The 21,363-nt window shown below is 57.7% G+C and carries 18 protein-coding genes; 4 read left to right on the top strand and 14 right to left on the bottom strand.

Annotated features, from left to right (window positions below; translation table 11 throughout):
- The 3 genes from AC2FFE_RS06690 to AC2FFE_RS06680 all read right to left on the bottom strand — a co-directional run.
- The coding region (locus AC2FFE_RS06690) for a hypothetical protein (protein WP_496846222.1) at window positions 1-200 on the bottom strand (200 nt) is incomplete at its 3' end.
- Window positions 201-689: 489 nt separating this feature from the next.
- On the bottom strand, window positions 690-1,796 hold the full coding sequence (locus tag AC2FFE_RS06685) for a ParB/RepB/Spo0J family partition protein (RefSeq protein WP_496817741.1): 1,107 nt from the start codon (window positions 1,794-1,796) through the stop codon (window positions 690-692).
- Window positions 1,793-3,100: an AAA family ATPase gene (locus AC2FFE_RS06680; protein WP_496817742.1), complete on the bottom strand. Its 1,308-nt coding sequence runs from the start codon at window positions 3,098-3,100 to the stop codon at window positions 1,793-1,795. Before AC2FFE_RS06680 ends, AC2FFE_RS06685 begins: the two co-directional genes overlap by 4 nt.
- Window positions 3,101-3,567: 467 nt before the next feature.
- On the opposite strand from AC2FFE_RS06680, the gene AC2FFE_RS06675 reads away from it, so the two are divergent.
- Window positions 3,568-4,251: a DnaA N-terminal domain-containing protein gene (locus AC2FFE_RS06675; protein WP_496846221.1), complete on the top strand. Its 684-nt coding sequence runs from the start codon at window positions 3,568-3,570 to the stop codon at window positions 4,249-4,251.
- A gap of 13 nt (window positions 4,252-4,264) precedes the next feature.
- On the opposite strand, the gene AC2FFE_RS06670 is transcribed toward AC2FFE_RS06675, so the two are convergent.
- Window positions 4,265-5,896 carry an alpha-D-glucose phosphate-specific phosphoglucomutase gene (locus AC2FFE_RS06670; RefSeq protein WP_496817744.1) on the bottom strand — a complete coding sequence of 544 codons (1,632 nt, stop codon included), beginning with the start codon at window positions 5,894-5,896 and terminating at the stop codon, window positions 4,265-4,267.
- Window positions 5,897-6,342: 446 nt separating this feature from the next.
- On the opposite strand from AC2FFE_RS06670, the gene AC2FFE_RS06665 reads away from it, so the two are divergent.
- The 3 genes from AC2FFE_RS06665 to AC2FFE_RS06655 all read left to right on the top strand — a co-directional run bounded on the left by AC2FFE_RS06665 (window position 6,343) and on the right by AC2FFE_RS06655 (window position 9,002).
- Window positions 6,343-7,095, top strand: coding sequence for a MipA/OmpV family protein (locus AC2FFE_RS06665; protein ID WP_496817745.1), 753 nt, complete (start codon window positions 6,343-6,345; stop codon window positions 7,093-7,095).
- A gap of 97 nt (window positions 7,096-7,192) precedes the next feature.
- Window positions 7,193-8,410, top strand: coding sequence for a fumarylacetoacetate hydrolase family protein (locus tag AC2FFE_RS06660; protein WP_496817746.1), 1,218 nt, complete (start codon window positions 7,193-7,195; stop codon window positions 8,408-8,410).
- 187 nt (window positions 8,411-8,597) lie between these two features.
- Window positions 8,598-9,002, top strand: a complete 405-nt coding sequence (locus AC2FFE_RS06655; RefSeq protein WP_496817747.1) for a hypothetical protein — start codon at window positions 8,598-8,600, stop codon at window positions 9,000-9,002.
- A 78-nt stretch (window positions 9,003-9,080) separates the two neighbouring features.
- On the opposite strand, the gene bhcD is transcribed toward AC2FFE_RS06655, so the two are convergent.
- From bhcD to AC2FFE_RS06605, 10 genes are all read right to left on the bottom strand, one after another.
- A complete protein-coding gene (gene bhcD / locus AC2FFE_RS06650) occupies window positions 9,081-10,061 on the bottom strand; it encodes an iminosuccinate reductase BhcD (RefSeq protein ID WP_496846234.1) in 981 nt (326 codons plus the stop codon).
- A 90-nt stretch (window positions 10,062-10,151) separates the two neighbouring features.
- Window positions 10,152-11,315, bottom strand: a complete 1,164-nt coding sequence (gene bhcC, locus AC2FFE_RS06645; RefSeq protein WP_496846220.1) for a 3-hydroxy-D-aspartate aldolase BhcC — start codon at window positions 11,313-11,315, stop codon at window positions 10,152-10,154.
- 10 nt (window positions 11,316-11,325) lie between these two features.
- The gene (bhcB, locus tag AC2FFE_RS06640; RefSeq protein WP_496846219.1) at window positions 11,326-12,300 is read right to left on the bottom strand and encodes a beta-hydroxyaspartate dehydratase BhcB; all 975 of its coding nucleotides are present in this window, start codon (window positions 12,298-12,300) and stop codon (window positions 11,326-11,328) included.
- Window positions 12,301-12,311: 11 nt separating this feature from the next.
- Window positions 12,312-13,502 carry an L-aspartate--glyoxylate aminotransferase BhcA gene (gene bhcA, locus AC2FFE_RS06635; protein WP_496846218.1) on the bottom strand — a complete coding sequence of 397 codons (1,191 nt, stop codon included), beginning with the start codon at window positions 13,500-13,502 and terminating at the stop codon, window positions 12,312-12,314.
- A 309-nt stretch (window positions 13,503-13,811) separates the two neighbouring features.
- On the bottom strand, window positions 13,812-15,032 hold the full coding sequence (locus AC2FFE_RS06630) for an aminopeptidase P family protein (RefSeq protein WP_496846233.1): 1,221 nt from the start codon (window positions 15,030-15,032) through the stop codon (window positions 13,812-13,814).
- A 165-nt stretch (window positions 15,033-15,197) separates the two neighbouring features.
- Entirely contained in the window at window positions 15,198-16,409 is a 1,212-nt protein-coding gene (locus tag AC2FFE_RS06625) for an ABC transporter permease (protein WP_496817751.1), read from the bottom strand.
- Window positions 16,410-16,414: 5 nt separating this feature from the next.
- The gene (locus AC2FFE_RS06620; protein ID WP_496817752.1) at window positions 16,415-17,689 is read right to left on the bottom strand and encodes an ABC transporter permease; all 1,275 of its coding nucleotides are present in this window, start codon (window positions 17,687-17,689) and stop codon (window positions 16,415-16,417) included.
- A gap of 72 nt (window positions 17,690-17,761) precedes the next feature.
- The gene (locus AC2FFE_RS06615) at window positions 17,762-18,853 is read right to left on the bottom strand and encodes an extracellular solute-binding protein (protein ID WP_496846217.1); all 1,092 of its coding nucleotides are present in this window, start codon (window positions 18,851-18,853) and stop codon (window positions 17,762-17,764) included.
- Window positions 18,854-18,955: 102 nt separating this feature from the next.
- Window positions 18,956-20,044, bottom strand: a complete 1,089-nt coding sequence (locus AC2FFE_RS06610) for an ABC transporter ATP-binding protein (RefSeq protein ID WP_480827340.1) — start codon at window positions 20,042-20,044, stop codon at window positions 18,956-18,958.
- Window positions 20,045-20,278: 234 nt separating this feature from the next.
- Window positions 20,279-21,319: a helix-turn-helix domain-containing protein gene (locus tag AC2FFE_RS06605; RefSeq protein ID WP_496846216.1), complete on the bottom strand. Its 1,041-nt coding sequence runs from the start codon at window positions 21,317-21,319 to the stop codon at window positions 20,279-20,281.
- Window positions 21,320-21,363: the final 44 nt, after the last annotated feature.

Below are 21,363 nucleotides of genomic sequence, written 5' to 3'. Positions count from 1 at the left end.
AAGGTCAATTCACGCCCGGACTCTCCCCGTTTCAGCAATTTGCCCAACTGGCAGGGGAATAGACCCGCCTGCGCGATATCATCAGCCTTCAAAGAAAATTGCGACAGAACCACCTCAAATAGACCCCAGAGTTTGCGACACATCCCAACAGAGTCCATCCCGCCCGTTTTTTTCCTACTCCACATTACTTTAATGCGCATAATATATACTTTTTGAGCACCTTTGGGCACCCATGGAGGAGCCGAATGTAAACCGTTGTCACGCGCAACCCATTCTGCCCAGACAGGGGCTCAAAGTGGCGGGCTAGAACTCATCAGCCCGTCCCCTGCCCTGCCTAGCCCGGGTCGCATGCGCAGCATTCACTCCTGGTGGTTTCTTCGGTCAGCGCCATAGGCCGACATCCGTTGTTAATAATTTATATGTCCAAGCGCCCGTTTGCAGCGGCTTTGGAGGCCACCGCCCTACTCTCGTGCAACCTGCAGACAACAGAATGGTTGGCCCTGCGCCAAATGATTAAACACGCCAGATTGCTTGATCCGGTCTGACCGAAACACTCCCGTACCAAGGTCTGAGTGTTTTGGTAGGTCCCTGCCCTACCCCCCCTCCGCCGTTGACCATTTGATGGAGCTTGAACGAAAAGCACCGGGCTTCTAGCCCGGTGCTTGACTTCGCCTTACTAAACGAATTCCTTACCCGTGGGTAAGATCATCCTCTTCTTGAAGGCCATCAAGTAAGACGGCAACAGCCTGTTCCAACTTGCTGCGATCCACTCGTGTGAAATCAAGGTCGTACTTTAATTCGATGCGCCCATTCGAAGCAGAGCATCTAGCAACCCCTGCCCGCCCAGAGACTTGAAACGTCGTTTTTGCACGGCGTGTTTTTCCAGGGCTGCTCGGTGCTGGTTTTTTTTCGCCCCCCGTCTGAACCTCTAAAAACGATCGAAGGATCGCCATTTCACGCGCGGAGTCCCGTTCCGGTTCGCTCATCACAGCGGTGCTCACTTGACGTACCAAACCAGGATCAGCGTCCAGTTTACGTTTCAGCTCAACACCGAGATTACGCGGGATGTCATTTGGATGCATCAGCACCTTGTCCAACATCATCAACAAACTCGCAAACGCTCGGATATAGCTGCGCTTGGTGTAGCTGGCAGACTTGAACAGAATTGCCACCGCCTTATCCACATCCGCGCATTCATTTGCCGAATCTTCTGTATAGGCGCGCGCCAAAGCGCCCATTTCCGCAAAAGAGATATCCTTGCGGATAAGGTTCTCATCCACCATACGCCGGTAGCTGTCGTTGATATCCGCAGCGTCCGAAATGCCCGCCGGGATTTCTGCGTAAATCTCCTCACCCGTTTCCTCGTATAGGGCACGATAGGCAGACAAGCGGCGCATGCCCTGTATCAGGTCAAACCGCCCATCCGAGCGACGTTCCAGCCGAATTGGATTTGACAGGCCGATATCGCGAATCGAGTCTTTCAATTCCTCCAACTCGGCATCCGGTCCATCTTTCCGGTCCCGCGTCAGCTTTTCAGTGACGACATTCGAAAGCGCCACGCGCTCGGTCACCAAACCTTCAGATCGCAACCGCACCAGTTCATGCGCCAATCGATCATTTTCGGCACGGATCGTATCTTCAGTCGATTGCTGATCGCGCAAGGCATCCGCGTTTTCAGAGATCGCCGCGGCCATAGGACCGCGCCGCTTGTCCAGAATCTTGTCAGGAACCCTGCCGACGGGGATGTCCTCCATCGCCGGCATATCGATGTCAAACATTCTGCGTTTACGGCTCATGCGTCATCCTCCAGCTTGTCCCAGGCCGTCAGCATGACGTCCCGGAATTCTTCATAGACATTGTCAAAGGTCGAACGCGCGCGGCGCCAGGTTTCGCGCGTCATCTCGCGGTAATCCATCTCGTAAACCGAGCTTAGGAAACGGCCGGACTGTTCAACCGCGCGGGTCATTTCCACCGGGTGCTGCGCGACATTATCGCCAAAGACCTTGCGGAACGCTTCAAACATCGCAAGGTGCAGGGCGTTGCCCGGCTCATAACGCGTCAGCAGAAAGCGAAGCTCGCAGAAGGTTTTGGGAAGACCGATCTTACCCGTGGGTAAGGTCTTGTCGAACCCATAGGCCAAATCTTCAAGCGCCTCGGCCAGCTGACCGATGAAAGAGGTGGTCGAGTCGTATTCCCAATACCCCGGCCCGGAAGGGATATAGAGCATATCCGCCGCAAAGACCGCGTTCATAGACTGATAGCCAATCGCGGGCGGGCAATCAAAAAGGATCAGGTCATACGCGTCATCCGGGATCTGATCCAGGTAACGCGACACCGCTGCAAAGAACGACCATTCGGGGTTCAGGTGCCGGTACTGAGCCGATGCAAATTCGACGAAAGCCGCATTAGCACAGGACGGGATCACATCGATCGTCGACCAGGAGGTCTGCCGAATAAAGTCGGCAACCCGCAGATCACCCAGCCCCATGCCAGTGATAGCGGGTGGCAACTCCCGGCGGGGCAGGGCGGTACCGGATTCGGCCGCGGCGGGACGGTTGTTCATCCGCTCTGTTTCACGGATCAGATCACGCGCCATGATACCCCAGACGGTAAAATCCTCGGCCACATCAGTCAGGCCCATCGAATGGCTCAGGGTGGCCTGCGGGTCGAAATCCACCACCAACACACGGTACCCATCCAACGCAGCCGCATGCGCCAGATGCAAGGCAACGGTCGATTTCCCGGCACCACCTTTGAAATTGGCGACAGCCGCGCGCATGGCGCGCTTGCCAGCGGGGCGAGGCGGCATCAGGGATTTGCGGTTCACCTTGAGCCTGCGACGCAGCTCGTTCACCTCTTCCAGGCTGAACCAGCGCTGTCGGCCATCTGGCTCGACCTCACCACCGGGCAGCGAAGGGTCAGCGGCAAGCTTACCGCGGAAGGTCGACTGGTTGATCCGAAAGATCAGCTCGGACACTTCCCAGCTAGAGAAGCGACGGAGCGTCTTCTCCATCTCGGGGCTGAAGGTCTGCTGCCGTATCCAGCCCTGCAGTTTCAGCGATTGATTGCGCAATGCGTTTAGATCTTGGTGCGTGTACATGCCTCAGCTCTCGTTTAATAGGACGCTATTTGTTGCCTTTTTTCTATTTACGCCCGATTTGCACTTTACGCAAAAGAAAATATCATGAAGATGAAACTTACCCACGGGTAAGAAAACAAGGGTCATCGCAACGCTGAGCGATTCGGAGCCAGGGGCACTGAACGACACAGCCGCGCATCACCGCCCCGCCCACAATTAGGGGGTCACTAATGTGTAGGTAACCCCATTTAGGGGGACAACATAGCCAAATAAGGGGACATCCAGGACGTCCCCCTTCACCAATACTTCACCAAATTTCTTTTATTGATTGGATCTGGATCTGTTCTCAAACTGGTCTGAATTGAGACTCTGCTTGACAGAATCGAAGCTTTGGACGCTAATCGCTGCAAGATGATGAAAAGCGTTGGCAAACAGCGTGACACGGCGGTAAGACCCGCATGAGGCAGACCAGAGCGGTGAGAAAGAGGATGCAGCTTGCAAAACCGGTCGGGCGTAATGCACCCGCCCTCAAGTACGATATTCTATCGGCACTGACGGTACATGCGCTGTCGGGCGACAAGCATCGCCAGCGCAGTATCCTTCGTATCGTCGCCCTGATCACCACGCGGTACAACTGGCGTAGCAATGAGCTGTCGATTGGACGAGAAGAAATCTCGCGGCTGTGGTCGGTGAATGAACGCACAGTAAAACGCGAAATGGCGAAGTTTCGCGCGATGGGGTGGATCGTGGTCAAACGACCAGCTGCGCGCGGGCGCGTGGCGGTATACGAGCTGGATTTGAAACAGCTGATGCTGGACACCTCAGAGGTCTGGCCTGTGATTGGCACTGATTTCCAGGCGCGCATGACCGAAGAGCCCGAAGCGGCCACCAATATCGTGCCCTTCAAGGCCAAACCGGTATCGCCTGATGGGGCTGCAGATGATGTCTGGACTCAGGTGCAAGCCATTCTACATGGCCGAGACCCAGAACTTTGGGCGAGTTGGTTCCAACATCTCAGCGAAGCCGAAAGGGCAGGGGGTGTTGCCACGTTAATCGCCCCATCGCGTTTTATGGCAGATTACATTGCCCAGAAATGGAGCGCACGGCTTCTGGCCGCCTACAGCCGGTTTGATCCGAGCATACGAACGCTACGTTTTGAGACCTCTGAATAGGCCGGTCATGCAATCAGGTTATCACATCCGGAGAAGACCGCCCGCAAATCTCTTGCAACCTGGTAATCGCGACGATGACATTGGCAACCCCACTCAGGGCACTTTGCGGATCGGCCCCCAGATCGCCATCCTTTGGCGTGAACCTTTCCAGGTAGACGCGGATGGTGGCGTTATCCGTACCGGTACCGGACAGGCGGATCACACCGCGGCTGCCGTTTTCAAAGACGATGCGGATGCCTTGATTATGGCTGGCCGATCCATCGACGGGGTCGTGATAGGAAAATTGATCTGCGGTCGCGATCACAAGCCCATCCGTGCCGCTGCCGGGGAGGTCTGTTAGCCGTGCGATAAGCTCCGACATCATCTGATCAGCCTTGGCGCTGTCCACGCCTTCGTAGTCGTGGCGCGAGTAATAGTTCCGCCCATAGGTCTGCCAGTGGTCTTCCATGACCTGGCGGACCGAAACCCGGCGTTTTGCGAGAATATTCAGCCACAGGAGTACTGCCCATAATCCGTCTTTTTCGCGCACGTGATCCGATCCGGTCCCTGCACTCTCTTCTCCGCACAAAGTGATCCGACCGGCGTCTAGCAGGTTTCCAAAGAACTTCCAGCCGGTTGGAGTTTCATGGCAATCGAGGCCAAGATGGCTGGCCACGCGGTCTACCGCGGTGCTTGTGGGCATGGATCTGGCGACGCCGGCCAAACCTTTGGCATAACCCGGGGCCAGCTGCGCATTGGCAGCCAGAACCGCCAGGCTGTCCGATGGGGTGACATAGATGCCTTTACCCAGGATCATGTTGCGGTCGCCATCTCCGTCAGAGGCTGCGGCAAAATCCGGCCCGTCGGGTGACATGACCAGATCGACCAGCGGCTTGGCCCAGATGGGGTTGGGGTCAGGATGGCCCTTGCCGAAATCGACGGAGGGTATTGCGTTGAGCACCGAACCCGTTGGCGCGCCGAGTTCCTGCTCAAGGATCGTGGTTGCATAAGGTCCCGTCACCGCATGCATCGCGTCGAAGCGCAGGGTAAAGCCATCGGACAGAAGGGCCCGGATCGCATCAAAATCGAACAGTTCGCGCATCAGATCGGCGTAATCGGTGACCGGGTCGACGATTTCGATCTGCATCCCCTCAAGCTGAGATGTGCCAATCTGGCTGAGGTCGATATCGTCGGTTGTTAGCGTGTGATACTCGGCGATGGTTTGTGATTGCGCATAGAATTTCTCGGTCAGGCTTTCCGAGGCTGGGCCGCCGTTCGACCCGTTGAACTTCAGACCGAAATCCGCATCGATGCCACCGGGATTGTGACTGGCCGACAGGATAAAGCCGCCATCGGCCTTTCGCTTGCGGATCAGGTTCGACGCGGCCGGTGTAGACAGCAGACCATTCTGGCCGACGATCACCCGGGCCGTGCCATTGGCTGCGGCCATGCGCAGGATGATCTGGATGGCCCCGGCATTGAAGAACCGACCGTCGCCGCCAATGACCAGCGTTTTGCCCACGCCACCGTCAATGGCGTTGAAGATCGACTGGACAAAACACTCCAGATAGCCCGGCTCCATAAACACCCGCGTCTTTTTGCGCAGTCCCGAGGTTCCGGGTTTCTGGCCCGCAAAAGCGGTGCAGGGCTGTGTCACGATCGGCATGTTTTAAATTCCTTGTTCTGAACATTGACGCAGGTGGTGCGCGCCAGGTCCGTAAATATCTGAGCCCTACGCGGGTCGTGCGTCGGACAATGATAATGAAGTGATAGGGCAGAGGGGGTGCAGGTCACAAGCCTGTCGGTATCGCCTGGGTGATCTGTCTTCATGTGTTCCCCCGAAATCATTTGTGGCCGAGCGTGGCCGGCATACGGTGTTTTGCCAACCTGACGCAGCACCTCCATTCGCTGTCTAGGCATTGCGGTGAAAACCGGGTCAGGTGTCGCACCTGTCTGGATACGCGCCGATTGCACCAAAAATATGATCCGAACGCACCTGCTGAAATATCGAAGCCCAATTACCTCTTGCAGCAGCCGCAGGGGCAATCCTGCGCGCGCACCCAGAGATGATCACCATCTCAGACCAAGAACCTCGTTAGAAGGAAACATAACTTGCGAAATCTAAAATTCCTCACTGCTGCTGCGTCAGTTGCGGGTCTTGCGAGCCCCGGTTTTGCGCAAGACGCTGCACCGTCAGGCCAGTGGCAGCTTGGCCTGGTCGCAGGGATCGCGACAAACCCTTATCTGGGCGAAGACACCGAGGTTGTTCCCTATCCGCTGATCACCTACCGCAATGGCCCCCTTTCGATCGGTACGCTTGGGATCGAGTATGAGGCCTATGATGCAAACGGTCTGTCCGTTTCACTTGGGCTGGTGCCGCGTTTTTCCGGCCTGTTTTCCACCGACGCACCAGAGCTGGACGGGATCGACCGAGAGATCACAGGCGATCTGGCTCTAGAACTCGACTATGATTTGGGTCGGGGCTTTGGCGCAGGCGCAACATTTCGTCAGGAAGTGACCGGCGAACACGAAGGGCAGGAAATCGTGCTGGACGCGCGATACGGCACACAGCTTGGCAAACTTTCACTGGAATTTGTCGGCGGTGTCGGATGGCAGAGCGACGGCCTGAGCGAATATGTTTGGGGTGTGTCTGATGCCGAAAGCCGCCCGGGCCGCCCAGCATATGCGCCGGGGAATGTGTATATACCGTTTGCGGAAATCAACGCGGTTCGCCCGATCAATGACCGCTGGGTTCTGGTCGGCGGGCTAAGAGCTGATTTTCTTCCTGGCGAGGTATCTGACAGCCCCATCATCGATGAAGACGACATCTTGAGCGCTCGGATCGGAGTTTCCTTTAACTTCTAGGCCTGGTCGACCATGGCCCGTCATCGACGGGGCAAAACACAGATAGGCAATTCGCAGCTTGGCGCATTGCCCATACTCTTAACAGCAAGGTGAAAACATGAAACGAGTCGTCCTGGGCGCTTTGGCGGGGCTGTTTGGCAGTGTTCTGGTGTGGGCGTATGCCTTTGATGAGGACCCCAACCGGGTGAATGCAATTTCAGTTGCAGACGAGCCCATGGTCTCGGGTGTATTGCCGCCCGAGCAAGCGCTTACATTCTCTCAGACCCTGGATGCGGAAGGTCAGATCAGGGCAGTTCTGGTGACGGGTCTGGAAAATGATGAAGTACGGGGTGTCGATCTGTCGGCCTATGGTGCTTCGTTGGATGTCAGCCCGTTTCACGTGCTGAATCAGCTGGGCCGCGATGAACTGCAAAGCTTGTACCAGCGCAGCCTTTCGGGCAGCGGCGATGTAGTGACCGAGACTTATCGCATTGATCAGTTGTTACCGGCCGCAGGAGACGCTGATCGGCACATAGGTTCAGGCACCAACTTTCCGGAACATGCCGCAGAAACCCAAAGCGAACTGGTTTTCAACTTTCCCAAATTTGGGCGTTCGACCCCTCCGGTGACAACTGTTTCATACGAACCGGGCGTTCTTCTGGACTATGAGGTAGAGATTTGCACCCGCTTTGATCGTGATATCGCGACGATGGAAGATTTCGCGCATGCGCAGAAAGGCTTTTTCCTGTGTGGCGACTTTACGGACCGGTCCAAGCTGATGCGTATGATCGACACCGATAACTTTGACTCGGGCCTTGGGTTCAGCGATTCAAAAAGCGGAGTTGGGTTCTTTCCCAGCGGGCCGTTTCTGGTCATCCCATCGAACTGGGAAGACTTTGTCAAAGCCGAGCGTATCCAGACCTACCGAGATGGTATCCTGAGACAGGATGCCCATGGTGGTGAAATGACACTGGGCTTTGACAAGCTGGTAGAAAAGGTACTGTCTGACACTACATCCACCCGCTTTGTCTATCAGGATCAGAATTGGCTGCTGGTGGATGATGCCAAGATTCATCAAGGTCAGGCGCTGATGTCCGGTACGCCGGAGGGGGTGATCTTTATGCCACCCTCGGTCAGGCAGATCACCCGTGGCGTGTTGAACTATATCGGTTCGGCTTCATTCCTTTCATCCATGTCTGGATATGAAGGCGTTATCGAAAGCTTCATACGTCAGGAACTGGCATCAAACCGGTTTTTGCAAATTGGTGACACGGTTGAGTATGTATCAAACTCAATGGGGTCCATACGGATCCAGGTGGTTGGAAAGAACGGGTAGATCCAGGTCCATGGCGGCGGGTTCCATCCTGCCGCCTTTCTACGTCACGGTGGGCGCGACCCGAAGGGGGCGCCAGAAGTGCCTGGCGCGCAGCATTGCAATTCTTCATCCTGCGATCCGGTGCGACGATCTTGCCAAAACACGCAGCTGAGGCTTTGGTGTCAGAGCAGTAGCTGAGGGTGAAGACATGGATTGGCTAAACGTCGTTTGGGAGTGGGTTTCGAAAAACCAATGGTTCGTGGCGATCATTGCCTCGATCATCGTTGCATATCTTACCGCGCATTATCAGTCACGGCACGAACATGTCAGAATACGCGAAGAACTGAAGCTTGAAACCTCAACCGAAGCGGCGATCATTCATCTGCTGGACCGCCAAGGGTGGGAGTTGCGAAGCTTTTACACCATCAAGTCACATATAAGAGGGTTTGAGGATGATGAGCTGCGCAGATTGCTTGTGCGATCCGGTGCGATCGCCTTCCAACAATCCCCGTCAGAGCGCGACCCCGATGATCCGCTTAGAGAAAACCCAGACAAGCTGGAGCGGTGGGGGCTGCTTGAAAAAAACACGCATCGGCTAGTCAAGAAAAACTGATTGCAATCTTGCTGATCCGGCATGGCAGACAGGCCGACGGATCGACCTGCCCAAAGCCCGCTTGGAAGAAGCGTGTGTCTAGAGTACCACCTGTTCAGCCAGCCCGGCCTTGCCCGCCAGATGGGCGGCAACCGAGGCGACAGCCAGGTCCTGCAGGCCAACGCCGGTGCCGTCGAACAGCGTGATCTCGTCATCGCTGCTGCGGCCCGGATGATCACCGTTGATGACTGCCCCGATGGGGGTGATCTGATCCTCGGTCAGGGTGCCGTTTGCGATGGCGTGTTGGGCCTCGCCGATGGTGATGGACTGCGCGACCTCATCGGTGAAGACAGTTGCCGAAGCGACCAGCGTGGCGTCGAGTTCTTGTTTGCCTTTGGTGTCGGTGCCCATACAGGCCAGATGGGTGCCGGGTTTGACCCACTCTTTCATCAGCAGTGGTTCAAAGGCGGATGTGATGGTGATGATCACATCCGCCTGCGCGCCCAGCTCTTCCTGGGTGACGGCCTCAAAGCCCAGACCCAGCTCGGTCGCAACCGCGCCCAGACGGGGCAGCATCTCGGGGTGGGGGTTCCAGGCGACAACTTTCTCAAAATCGCGTTGTTCGGCAGCGGCGCGCAGCTGGAAGGTTGATTGATGGCCTGCGCCGACCATGCCCAGTACCTTAGCATCCTCACGCGCCAGATGCGTAATGGAGACAGCCGAGGATGCCGCTGTGCGCACCGCGGTCAGATAGTTGCCACCGACCAGCGCCGACAGGCGCCCGGTATCGGGATCGAACAGGAAGACGGTGGATTGGTGGTTGGTTAGACCCTTGTCCATGTTACCCGGCCAGTAGCCGCCTGATTTGACGCCCAGCACCTGCCCGGTGCGGTCGAAGCCGGATTTAAAACCATAAAGCGCGTCGGCATAGCCGATGGCCTCACGGATGACCGGGAAGTTATAGGCATCGCCGCGCGCCATGGCAGCGAAGACATCCTGCACGGCGTCAAACGCTTCGGCGCGGCCAACCAGTTGCTGGCACAGGTCTTCTCCAACGATCAGCAGGGGTGTGTCTGTCATATCTTTCATGACCTTTTCCTTAAGCTCTGGGGTGCAGGTCCGGGCGGCAGGGGAAGGGAAAACTGCCGCCCGGGACGCATGTGCGGCGGCTTAGTAAGCCTTGCCGCGGGCAGAGACCGGCCAAAGCGCTTCAACTTTGCCGTTCCGAACACCCACATACCAATCATGCACATTGGCGGTCGGGTCGCAGTGGCCCGGGATCAGGTGCAGCTTGTCATTGACCTTGAGAACACCGTCCGGGTCGGCAACCACGCCATGCTCGTCCGAGCATTTGACATATTCCACATCCGTGCGGCCAAAGATCACCGGCAAGCCGCTGTCCACCGATTGCGCCTTGAGGCCCGCATCGACGATGGCCTTGTCTGCCTTGGCATGGCTCATGACGCTGGTGAGGATGAAGAATGCGTTCTCCCATTCTCCCCGGTCGATGCGGTTGCCGTTTTCATCGAGGATGCGGCCGTAATCGGCGTCCATGAAGGCGTAAGAGCCGCATTGCAGTTCGTTATACACGCCCGACGTGCTCTCGAAGTAGTAGGACCCCGTGCCGCCGCCGCCGACGATGTCGCAGTCCAGCCCTTCGGCCTTCAATCCATCCACGGCGCCTTTCACCTGCGCCACGGCGATGTCGATCTTGGCTTTGCGATCCTCGTAGAGGTCCATGTGCTGCATCGCGCCCTGATAGGCCTGGAGACCGGCAAACTTCAGCCCGGAGGCCGCGTCGATGGCCTTGGCGATGGCGATGACCTCGGGGGTGGTGGTCACGCCACAACGACCCGCGCCGCAATCGATCTCGACCAGACATTCGATCTGGGTGCCGTGGCGCTGGGCCGCTTCGGACAGGTCGGCGACATTGTCGATATCGTCGACGCAGCAGATGATCCGCGCGCCTAGCTTGGGCATCCGCGCCAGCCTGTCGATTTTAGCCGGATCACGCACCTGATTGGACACCAGCACATCCTTGATACCGCCCCGGGCAAAAACCTCAGCCTCGGACACTTTTTGGCAGCAGATGCCGCAGGCACCGCCCAGCTCGACCTGCAATCGGGCCACATCGACGGATTTGTGCATCTTGCCATGCACCCGGTGGCGCATGCCGTGGGCTTTGGCGTAATCGCCCATCTTCTTGATGTTACGCTCCAGCGCATCCAGATCCAGCACCAGCGCCGGGGTCTGGATGTCGGATGCGTCCATGCCGATGGCAGCGGGGATGTCGTAGCCGACTTCAAGTTGTTCGATGTTTGCGGGCGTGTTCATGATGTCCTCCTCAACCCTTGATCCAGGGCAGTTTGTCCAGATCCACATTGCCGCCGGTGATGATCACGCCGACGCGTTTGCCCTTGAACACCTCCGGGTGCTTCAGGATGGTCGCCAGCGGCACCGCGCAGCTGGGCTCCATCACGATGCGCAGGTATTTCCAGGTGATCTTCATCGCTGCGATGATTTCGTCTTCGCTGGCGGTGTGAATGTCGCTGACGAAGTTCGACACAAAGTGCCAGGTGTTTTCCTTTAGCGGCACTTTCAACCCGTCGGCGATGGTGACCGGCGCGTCATCAGCGATGATGTGACCCGCTTTGAAGCTGCGATAGGCATCGTCGGCCTGTTCCGGTTCCGAGGCATAGATCTTCACTTCAGGCGCGAGGTTCGACAGGGTCAGGCAGGTGCCCGAGATCATGCCGCCGCCGCCAATCGGCGCGACCACGGCATCCAGACCGTCGGTCTGGTCCAGCAGTTCCGCCGAGCAGGTCGCTTGCCCCGCGATCACCCGGGGATCGTTGTAAGGGTGCACGAACTCGCCACCTGTGCGCGCCTGCACCTCAGCAAACACCGCTTCGCGTGAGGTGGTCGAGGGTTCGCATTCGGTGATGATCCCGCCATAACGGCGCACCGCATCTTTCTTGGTTTGCGGCGCTGTGCGCGGCATCACTACGTTGCACGGGATGCCCCGGCGCCCGGCGGCATAAGACAGGCTGAGCGCATGGTTGCCGGAAGAATGCGTGCAGACACCGCGCTGGGCGGCCTGATCATTCTGCCCAAAGACGGCGTTGCAGGCGCCGCGCACTTTGAAGGCGCCCGCCTCCTGAAAGTTTTCACATTTGAAGAACAACTGCGCGCCGGTCAGATCGTCCAGATAGGCGGATCGCAGCACCGGGGTGCGGTTGATATGTGGTTTGATCCGCTCATGCGCTTCGCGCATATCGGCTAGGGTCAGGCAATCAGCCGAGGTCATCGCGTCAAGCATCAGGCCCCTCCTTATGCTGCGGATTGCATGGGGGAGGCGTGGCTTGCGCGGAAGTATTCCTGCGCCGCCGCGACACCACTGCCCAGCTTGATCGGATAGTCCAGATCGGCCATGGCCATTTCGATGGCAGCCAGACCGGACAACACCATCACATCCGTCAGGCTGCCCAGATGGCCGATGCGGAAGGCTTTCCCGTTCATCTCACCCAGCCCGATGCCAAAGCTGACGCCATAGGCGGTAAAGGCATGGTCGGTCAGCGCATTGCTGTCGAAGCCTTCGGGCACATAGATTGCGCTGACCGTATCCGAGTAGAGATCCGGCGACTGTGCCACCAGCTGCAGCCCCCAGGCCGCGGTGGCCTTGCGCACGCCTTCGGCCAGACGGAAGTGGCGGGCATAGACAGTGTTCAGGCCTTCTTCGAACAGCATCTTCAGGCTTTCGCGCAGACCATAGATCAGCTGCAATGGCGGGGTGTAGGGGAACCCTCCCGATGCGTTGGCGTTTATCATGTCGCGGAAGTCAAAGAAGGTACGCGGCAGCTTGGCCGCTTCCATCGCCGCAAGCGCTTTGGGGCTGACGCACAGGATCGCCATGCCGGTCGCCAACATGAAGCCCTTCTGCGAGCCGGACACTGCGATATCAACGCCCCAGTCATCAAACTCGAATGGCATCGAGGCCAGCGAGCTGACGCAATCCACAAACAGCATCGCCGGGTGATTGCTGCTGTCCATCGCCTTGCGTATGGCGGCGATATCAGATCGCACACCGGTGGCGGTTTCATTATGGGTGACCAGAATGGCCTTGATCTCATGGCCCGTATCGGCAGCCAAAGCCTCGGCAAATTTCGCCGCCGGCGCGCCGCTGCCCCAGGCGCATTCAATGATCCGAACATCCAACCCATGACGTTGGCACAGGTTGATCCAGCGGTGGCTGAACATGCCGTAGCGGGCGACCAGAACTGCATCGCCGGGGCTGAGCGTGTTGGTCACTGCGGCCTCCCATCCACCGGTTCCACTGGACGGGAAGGTGACGATCTGTCCGGTCGTGGTACCAAAGACCTTTTTGGTGCCTTCCAGGATTGGCGCGAAGGTCTCAACGAAATCCGGGGCGCGGTGGTCCTGAGTTTGGACCTGCATCGCCAGGCGCAAACGGTCGGGGATGTTTGTGGGGCCGGGAATGAAGACCGGGTTCTGGTTGGACATTGTCACTTCCTCTGCTTTGAGAAGAGTGTCCTATCCGGGGGTCAGAACTGCAATTTTCTCGAAAATGTTTTTCGGTAGGTCAGGAAACCGCGTAAATCACTGAAAATGCAAGATAGCTTATTTTTTCATTTTCATGGATCAAAATTGGGAAAATTAAAAAATGTGTGTGGGGCGAGCTAAATTGACGAATATTTGCGCGAGATTGATCTGAGATTCGTTCGTGATTTGATAGCTATCGCATCCAACATCTTTTTCTTGCGCAAGAGCGTTTAGGAAAGATGGGCGGGGCCGGGGCCCCGCCGAAGCGCTTTAGGCGCCGATGATGTTGTGGCCGGGTCCATAGGGGAAGCCGGTGATGTTTTCAGCGCCATCGTCGCCCACGATCAGAATGTCATGTTCGCGATAGCCGCCCGCGGCGGGCTGGCCTTCGGGGATCCACAGCATCGGCTCAATCGAGACGACCATGCCGGGTTCCAATACTGTGTCGATATCCTCGCGCAGTTCCAGACCGGCCTCACGCCCGTAGTAATGGCTGAGGATGCCGAACGAGTGACCGTAGCCGAAAGAGCGGTATTGCAGCAGGCCTTCCTGAGCGAAGAAGCGGTTGATCTCGGCGGTGATGCCGGAACAGGTCGCGCCGGGTTTGATCAGGCTCAGGCCCAGTTCATGCGCGGCCACGTTGGCCTGCCACAGGCGCAGGCTGTCGGCATCGGGCTCGCCCAGAAACAAGGTGCGTTCCAGCGCGGTGTAGTAGCCCGAGATCATCGGGAAGGTGTTCAGAGACAGGATATCGCCCTTTTGCAGCGCGCGTTTGGTCACCGGGTTATGGGCCCCGTCGGTGTTCAGACCCGACTGGAACCAGACCCAGGTGTCGCGGTATTCGGCCTGCGGATAGGCGCGGGCGATTTCAGCCTCCATCGCATCGCGGCCTGCCATGGCGATTTCGATCTCGGTCGCGCCTTCGCGGATCGCGGCGTGGATGGCGGCACCCCCCACATCGGCGGTGCGCGCGCCGCCTTTGATCAGCGCGATCTCTTCTGCGGATTTCACCATGCGGGCGGCCATGGTGTCGGGCGCGATATCCACCAGTTCGGGTGCGTCCAGCATGCGCAGGGCGGTATCGCGGGCGGCCAGCGTCATGTGGTCGCCTTCGATGCCGATGCGTTTTGCGCCACTGATCAGGCTGGCCACCGCGCGCCAGTAATTGTCGCGCTGCCAGTCGGTGTAGATCACGTTTTCATCGACCGAGCGGCGCCAGGGCTGACCCGCATCGATATTGGCCGATACGGTTGTGCAGGCGTCCTGTGTAACGACGCAACCATAGGGGCGGCCAAAGGCGCAGTACAGAAACCCCGAGTAATAGGCGATGTTCTGCATCGAGGTCAGCAGGACGGCGGGAATGTCCCGCTGCGCCATCACGGCCCGCAGCTTGGACAGGCGGCGATCATATTCGCCTTTGCTAAAGGGCAGGGGGGCCTTGTCACCATTGTGGCAGGTGAAGAATTCGGGGCGATTGGATAGGTCTTTCATCATATGGTCTCTCATCTTTGCCGGGAAAAGCAAGAACCCGGCCACATGTCCCGGCGTTCAGGACAGGCGGTCTCGGGGTCCGAGAGCCGATCACCCCCTTACGTGCCGCGACGCCATCGCAGCGAGGGTGAACAGGGAAATCGTTAGATCAGACGATGCGATCCGTCAAGCGGGGGAAAGACCCCGCAGACGTTCCGAACGACGACGCAGCAGCTCGACCGTGGTCAGCAGCGCGATGGACAGAACCACGAGGATTGTGGCGACCGCCAGAATGGTCGGGCTGATCTGTTCGCGCAGGCCTGTGAACATCTGCCAGGGCAGGGTTTTCTGGCTGGCGGAGCCGACGAACAGGACCACGACGACCTCGTCAAACGAGGTGATGAAGGCAAACAACCCGCCCGAGATCACGCCCGGCAGGATCAGCGGCATCTGGATTTTGAAGAAGGTCCGTACCGGTCCTGCACCCATATTCGCGGCAGCGCGGGTCAGCGAGCGGTCAAAGCCCACCAGCGTCGCAGTGACGGTGATGATGACGAATGGAATACCCAGAACGGCGTGGGCCAGGATAACCTTCAGATAGCCCACGAAGTTCTTATTCATGCCCAATGTCCCTTCTAGGAAGCGGCCAATGTCGCTGTAGAAAAAGAACATGCCGGTGGCTGAAATGATCAGCGGCACGATCATGGGGGAAATCAGAATACCCATGATGGCGCGCCGTCCCGGCACGTGGGATTGGCTGAGCCCGATGGCGGCCAGTGTGCCCAGTGTCACTGACAGGACGGTCGCGATCGGCGCGATGATCAGCGAGTTCTTGAAGCTGCGCTGCCATTCGTTGTTCGTAAAGAAGTCGCGATAATGCTTGAGCGAGTACCCCTCGGGGTCGAGCCGCAGCATTTCCGGCGTGAAGGTAAAGAAGTCCTGCGCGTTGAACGACAGCGGCAAGACCACAAGGATGGGCGTGATCAGGAACACGAAGATCGCGCCGCAGATCACGCGGAACAGGTAGTGGTAAAACACCTGTTTCGCGGTCAGATAAGGCAGCAGCTTCTGACGATAGCGGCCTTCATAAAGCCAATAGGTGAACCAGGCAAAAAACCACCCGCCCAACAGGCCCAGAACTCCGCCAAGGGGTCCGGCGAGCAGGAACCCTCCGATCCCGAAGCCCAGGATGTTGATCCAGCGGGCCAGTTGCTCGTTCTTCAGGACGGTGATGTAGACCCAGGCCAGCGCGGCGATCAGGGCGGCGCCGATCAAAATGCCCAGAAAAATTGATCCGTTGCCTGCGCCGACAAAGACGCCGGCAAAGGCCCCGGCCAGTGCGACGCTGGGTAGGACTATCGAAAGTGGTTTGCGGGATATCGGAGTAAGTGCGGCCATTTCGATTATCCCAGCTTCACGTTATCAATGCCCACGATCTTGTCGTAGCACCAGTAGAGCAGCAGCACGACCGCCAGAAGGATCGTTCCCAATGCCGCGGCCAGTCCCCAGTTCAGCGAGGACGAGATGTGGTAGGCGATCCGGTTCGAGATGAAGACACCCTTGGTGCCGCCCACGATTTCCGGCGTGATGTAGTAGCCGATCGCCAGAATGAACACGAGGATCGATCCCGCACCGATGCCTGGAATAGATTGCGGGAAATAGATGCGCCAGAAGGTTGTCCAGTTGGTGGCCCCCATGGACTTCGCCGCGCGGGTGTACGCGGGCGGGATCGTCTGCATCACCGAATACATCGGCAGGATCATGAACGGCAGCAGGATATGCGTCATCGCGATGATCGTGCCAATCTGGTTGTTGATGATCACCAGCCGCGCATCGTCAGCCACCAGACCAAGCCAGACAAGGGTTTCGTTGATCACCCCCTGTTGTTGCAGCATGACTTTCCACGCCGAGGTTCGCACCAGAAGCGACGTCCAGAACGGCAGGAGAACCAGTATCATCAATATGTTCGATACGCGCATCGGCAATGTCGCCAGCAAGTAGCTGACCGGGTAGGCCAGCAGGATGCACGAGGCGGTGATCACCAGCGACATGAACAGGGTCCGGCCGAACAGCTTGATCAGGATCTGCTTGTCTTCGGGCTGTGACTGCGCGCCCTCGGGGGTGCGGCGCATGTCGACCGCATTGAGGAAATAGCCATTGGTGATTGCAGGCGAATGGGTTTTGATGACGGCCCATGTATTGGGCTCGCCCCATCCGTCGTGAATTTCGATCAGTTGCTCTTTGAACGGACCATCGGTTTCCGGGTCCAGTTTCTTGATGCTACGTCCTGACCTGCGGAACATCGAAGACATGCCTGTTTCTTCGTAGTTCAGACGCGAGCCCAGACGGGTATGCGTTTTGTTGTCGATGGCGACAACCATGTCGCGAACAAAGGCGTCATAGACGGCCTCATCCGGCAATTCACCGGATTTTTCATCCCATTCGCCCAAGGCCTGAACCGTCAGCGGCAGGGTTTCGGCGACTATGCTGTTTTCGACCGAACGGAACAGCATCGAGGCGATAGGAACGATGAAGGAGAACATGACAAACAGAAGCAGCGGGGCGATCAGCATCAAAGCCCTGAGCTTTTGCCGCCGCAATGACCGCGCCAGTGACTGTTTCAGCGGCGTACCGTCTGCAGCCAGCATTGGCCCTGCGTTTTCGCTTGCGTCCGTCATCATTGTACCCTGTTTTGTCTTGGTCTGGGGGCGGCGCACCGCCCCCGACGGTTTTATGGCGTCAAGCCCGGCTTATTGTGCCAGCCACGCCTGGAATTTGGCGTCGATGTCATCACGGTAGTCAGCCCAGAACTCGTAGTTATAGAGGAACGTGTTCTTGGCGTTTTCCGGATCGGTCGGCATATGCGGTGCCATGTCGATGCCCAGATCGGCATGCTGACCAACCAGCGGCGCCGAGGAGGCGCGAGCCGGGCCATACGAGATGTATTTGGCCTGATCTGCCAGACGCTGCGTATCGGTCGCGAACATGATGTAGTCCAGCGCCTGCTGCTGACGCTCTTCGCTTAGACCGGCGGGAATGATCCAGCCGTCCAGATCGAACACCTGCGCGTCCCACAGCATGGCGACGGGCTGGTTCTGCTCTTCGATGACGCTGAACAGACGACCGTTGTAGGTGGAGCCCATGATAACTTCGCCATCGGCCAGCAGCTGCGGCGTGTCAGCACCGGCAGACCACCAGACAACGTTGTCTTTGATGGTGCCCAGCTTGGCCAGTGCCTGGTTCTGACCTTCTTCAGTGGCCAGCACGTCATAGACATCGTCCTTGGCGACGCCGTCACAGATCAGAGCCCATTCCATGTTGTTGATCGGACGCTTCTCAAGCGAACGCTTGCCCGGATAAGTTTCCAGATCGAAAACCGCGCAGACATCGGTGGGCGGAGTGTCGCCAACCAGATCGGTGCGATAGCCGAAGGTGGTCGAATAAACGATCTGCGGTATAAAGCAGTCGCTGACCAGCAGATCACCGAAATCTTCCGAAGCTGGTGTACCATCGGGTGCCGGTGCCAGCATTGTGTCGGGGTCGATTTCCAGTGCCAGACCTTCGTCGCACAGGCGGATCGCGTCAGCGGCAACCACGTCCACCACATCCCATGTGATGTTGCCCGCTTCGTTCATGGCGCGCAGTTTCGCAACCGCTTCGGCCGAGCTGTCATCATTCAGGATGGTGACGCCGGTCTTTTCCGAATAGGGCTCGTGATACGCTTTCAGCTGAGACTTCGAATAAGCACCGCCCCATGAGACGATTGTCATCTCTTGAGCCGAAACGGCACCAGCAGCCGTCGCAAGCGCGGCCACCGTCAGTAGTGTCTTTGTCGGTTTCATATGATACTCCCAGTAAGTCCCGTTTGTTGTGTTGTCAGCTGGCGCACGGGTTCTCGCCAGCCGGTCCCTCGGTGAAACCGCGCTTGTACTGCGCGGTTTGGTCTATGCGTCAAGCGCACGACAATCCTTTGCCAGCCAGCCAATGTCGATCTCTTGACCGGGCTGAAGGCGAATGGCATCGGGGGCGTTGCGCGTCTTGACGATGAACTCATCATTCCCGGCAACCGACATGCGAAAGCGGAACACATCACCCATATAGATGAACTCCTTGACCGTTGCCTTTAGCGTATGTGCATCGGCATGCAGGCGGTCCTTGTTGAATTCGACGCGTTCGGGCCGGATAGACACTTTGGTCCGGTCACCCGGAGCGTTCACATTGATTGGAACCGCATCAATCTCGGACCCGTCATCCAATTGCACAACGCAGGTGTCGCCATCAATCGATTTGATCACGCCTTCCATTGTATTGTTTTCACCAATAAACTGCGCAACGAAGCTGTTTTCGGGTTCCTCATACAGCTGATCCGGCGGGGCCAGCTGCTGAATGCGGCCATCATCGAACACTGCGACGCGATCTGACATGGTCAGCGCTTCGGTCTGGTCGTGGGTTACGTAGACCGTCGTGATGCCCAGCTCATGCGCAAGGCGGGTGATTTCGAACTGCATATGCTCGCGCAGCTGTTTGTCCAACGCGCCCAGCGGTTCGTCCATCAAGACCAGCTCAGGCTCAAACACCAGCGCACGCGCCAGTGCGATCCGCTGTTGCTGACCCCCCGACAGTTGCGCCGGGCGGCGGCCGCCAAAGGCCCCCATCTGAACCATATCCAGCGCGCGTTTGACCTTTTCCTCGCGCTCGGACTTGCCAAGCTTGCGCACTTCAAGCGGGAACGAGAGGTTCTCGGCCACGGTCATATGCGGGAACAGGGCGTAGTTCTGAAAGACCATGCCGATGCCACGCTTGTGCGGCGGGATGTTGTTGATCGGCTTGCCGTCCAGAAGAATTTCACCATGGGTGGCGGTTTCAAACCCGGCCAGCATCATCAGACATGTTGTCTTGCCCGAACCCGAGGGGCCCAGCATGGTCAGAAATTCACCTTTTGGCATGGCGAGGTTAAGATCTTTGACGACGAGGTTTTCGCCATCATAAGATTTTTGAACGCGTTGGAATTCGACAAACGCGGCGTCGTTCATAGATTCGGTCACAAGACCCCCTGTAGCGTCAAATGATTATCCGCGTTTTGCGGATTTCATTGATCTGTCCGAAAGATTTAAGACCAAGGCGGTTACGTAATGCAACAACAAATCTTGGATTGAATGGGCACGATCGACAAATGTCGACCTCGCGAACAATTTAGTCAAGAATCTTTTCTTTTGCGAACAATTTCTACGCTTGGTGAGTCGAGTACTGCTTATTGCGGTGGCAGTCTAGGCACTGTTCGCGTCCAACGTTCTTGTTCTTTCTAAGTGTTGTTTTCTAAATGTAGTTGGTGTTGTTCCAGTTTGATCCCGAAAAGCACGGTTAAACGGGCCGAGTGAGGAAAAGCCCACATCAAAGGCGATGCTGAGCACGGTGCGGCCCTCCATTTCGGGTTCGATCAGCAGTTTCTGCGCTTCGATAATGCGGAACGTGTTGACGTAGCCTGGAAAGTTCCGGTGCCCCATGCCCTGATTGATCGCGGCCCGGATGCGGTGCTCTGGCGTGTGCAGATGCGCCGCAAGCTGAGCCACGGTCAGCCCCTCGTGACGCCACAACCCTTGTTCCATGGCGTTTTGAATACGTTGTGCCAAAGCTGCTTGGGCCGGGTTGGCCGGTATGTTTTCCGAAGCGTTGCGTGGTGCGGTGCGCCAAATATCCGGGCGCAAGTCTACCGACCATCCAAGAAACGCCGCCGCGGACAGAAACATGATGCCCGCTTGCAGGGCAAACAGCCCGCGCGGCATTGTGCGGTCCAGTTGCAGGATCTCAACGGCAGTGATGACGCTGGCAAGACCCAGAACCCAGACCAAGAACCACCGCCTGAACTGGCGGCGCTGGGCGATCAGGTCATCCGCATCCCCGCGTATCACCACACTGAGCATGTGTGAAAACAACAAAAGCGCAGCGAGTCCACGCAGTGCTGCGACCCAGACATGCAAATGCGAAAACCAGGCCGAGGTGACAATCATCACCGCAAGCCCGATCTGCCAGGGCCTTACATCTACATGATCCTGAAAAAGCTCAAGCGCAGCCCAATACAGCAGAACCGGCACCAGCGCGGCCACCCAGATTAGCGCGGCCTGCGCCATGGGGTGCAGCGGGATATCTGGTGTGGATACGATCAGATAGGGGCAGAGGCACAAGCAGAGCGCTGCCACAGAGAGGCTTTTTCTGTTCACGCGACTGCTGACGAAAATACAGGCGCATAAAACAAGGGCGCCTAGGGCGGCACCTCTGAGAAAGATATCAAACATTGCCAGATCGGACATTCTGACCCCAACAGAACGGGCGTTTCCTGCCCGGGTCAACGGTT

The sequence above is a fragment of the Ruegeria sp. YTSA168 genome, from assembly GCF_059610045.1.
Note: the sequence above shows the minus strand (reverse complement) of the source record. Positions and strands in the feature narration are given on the sequence as shown.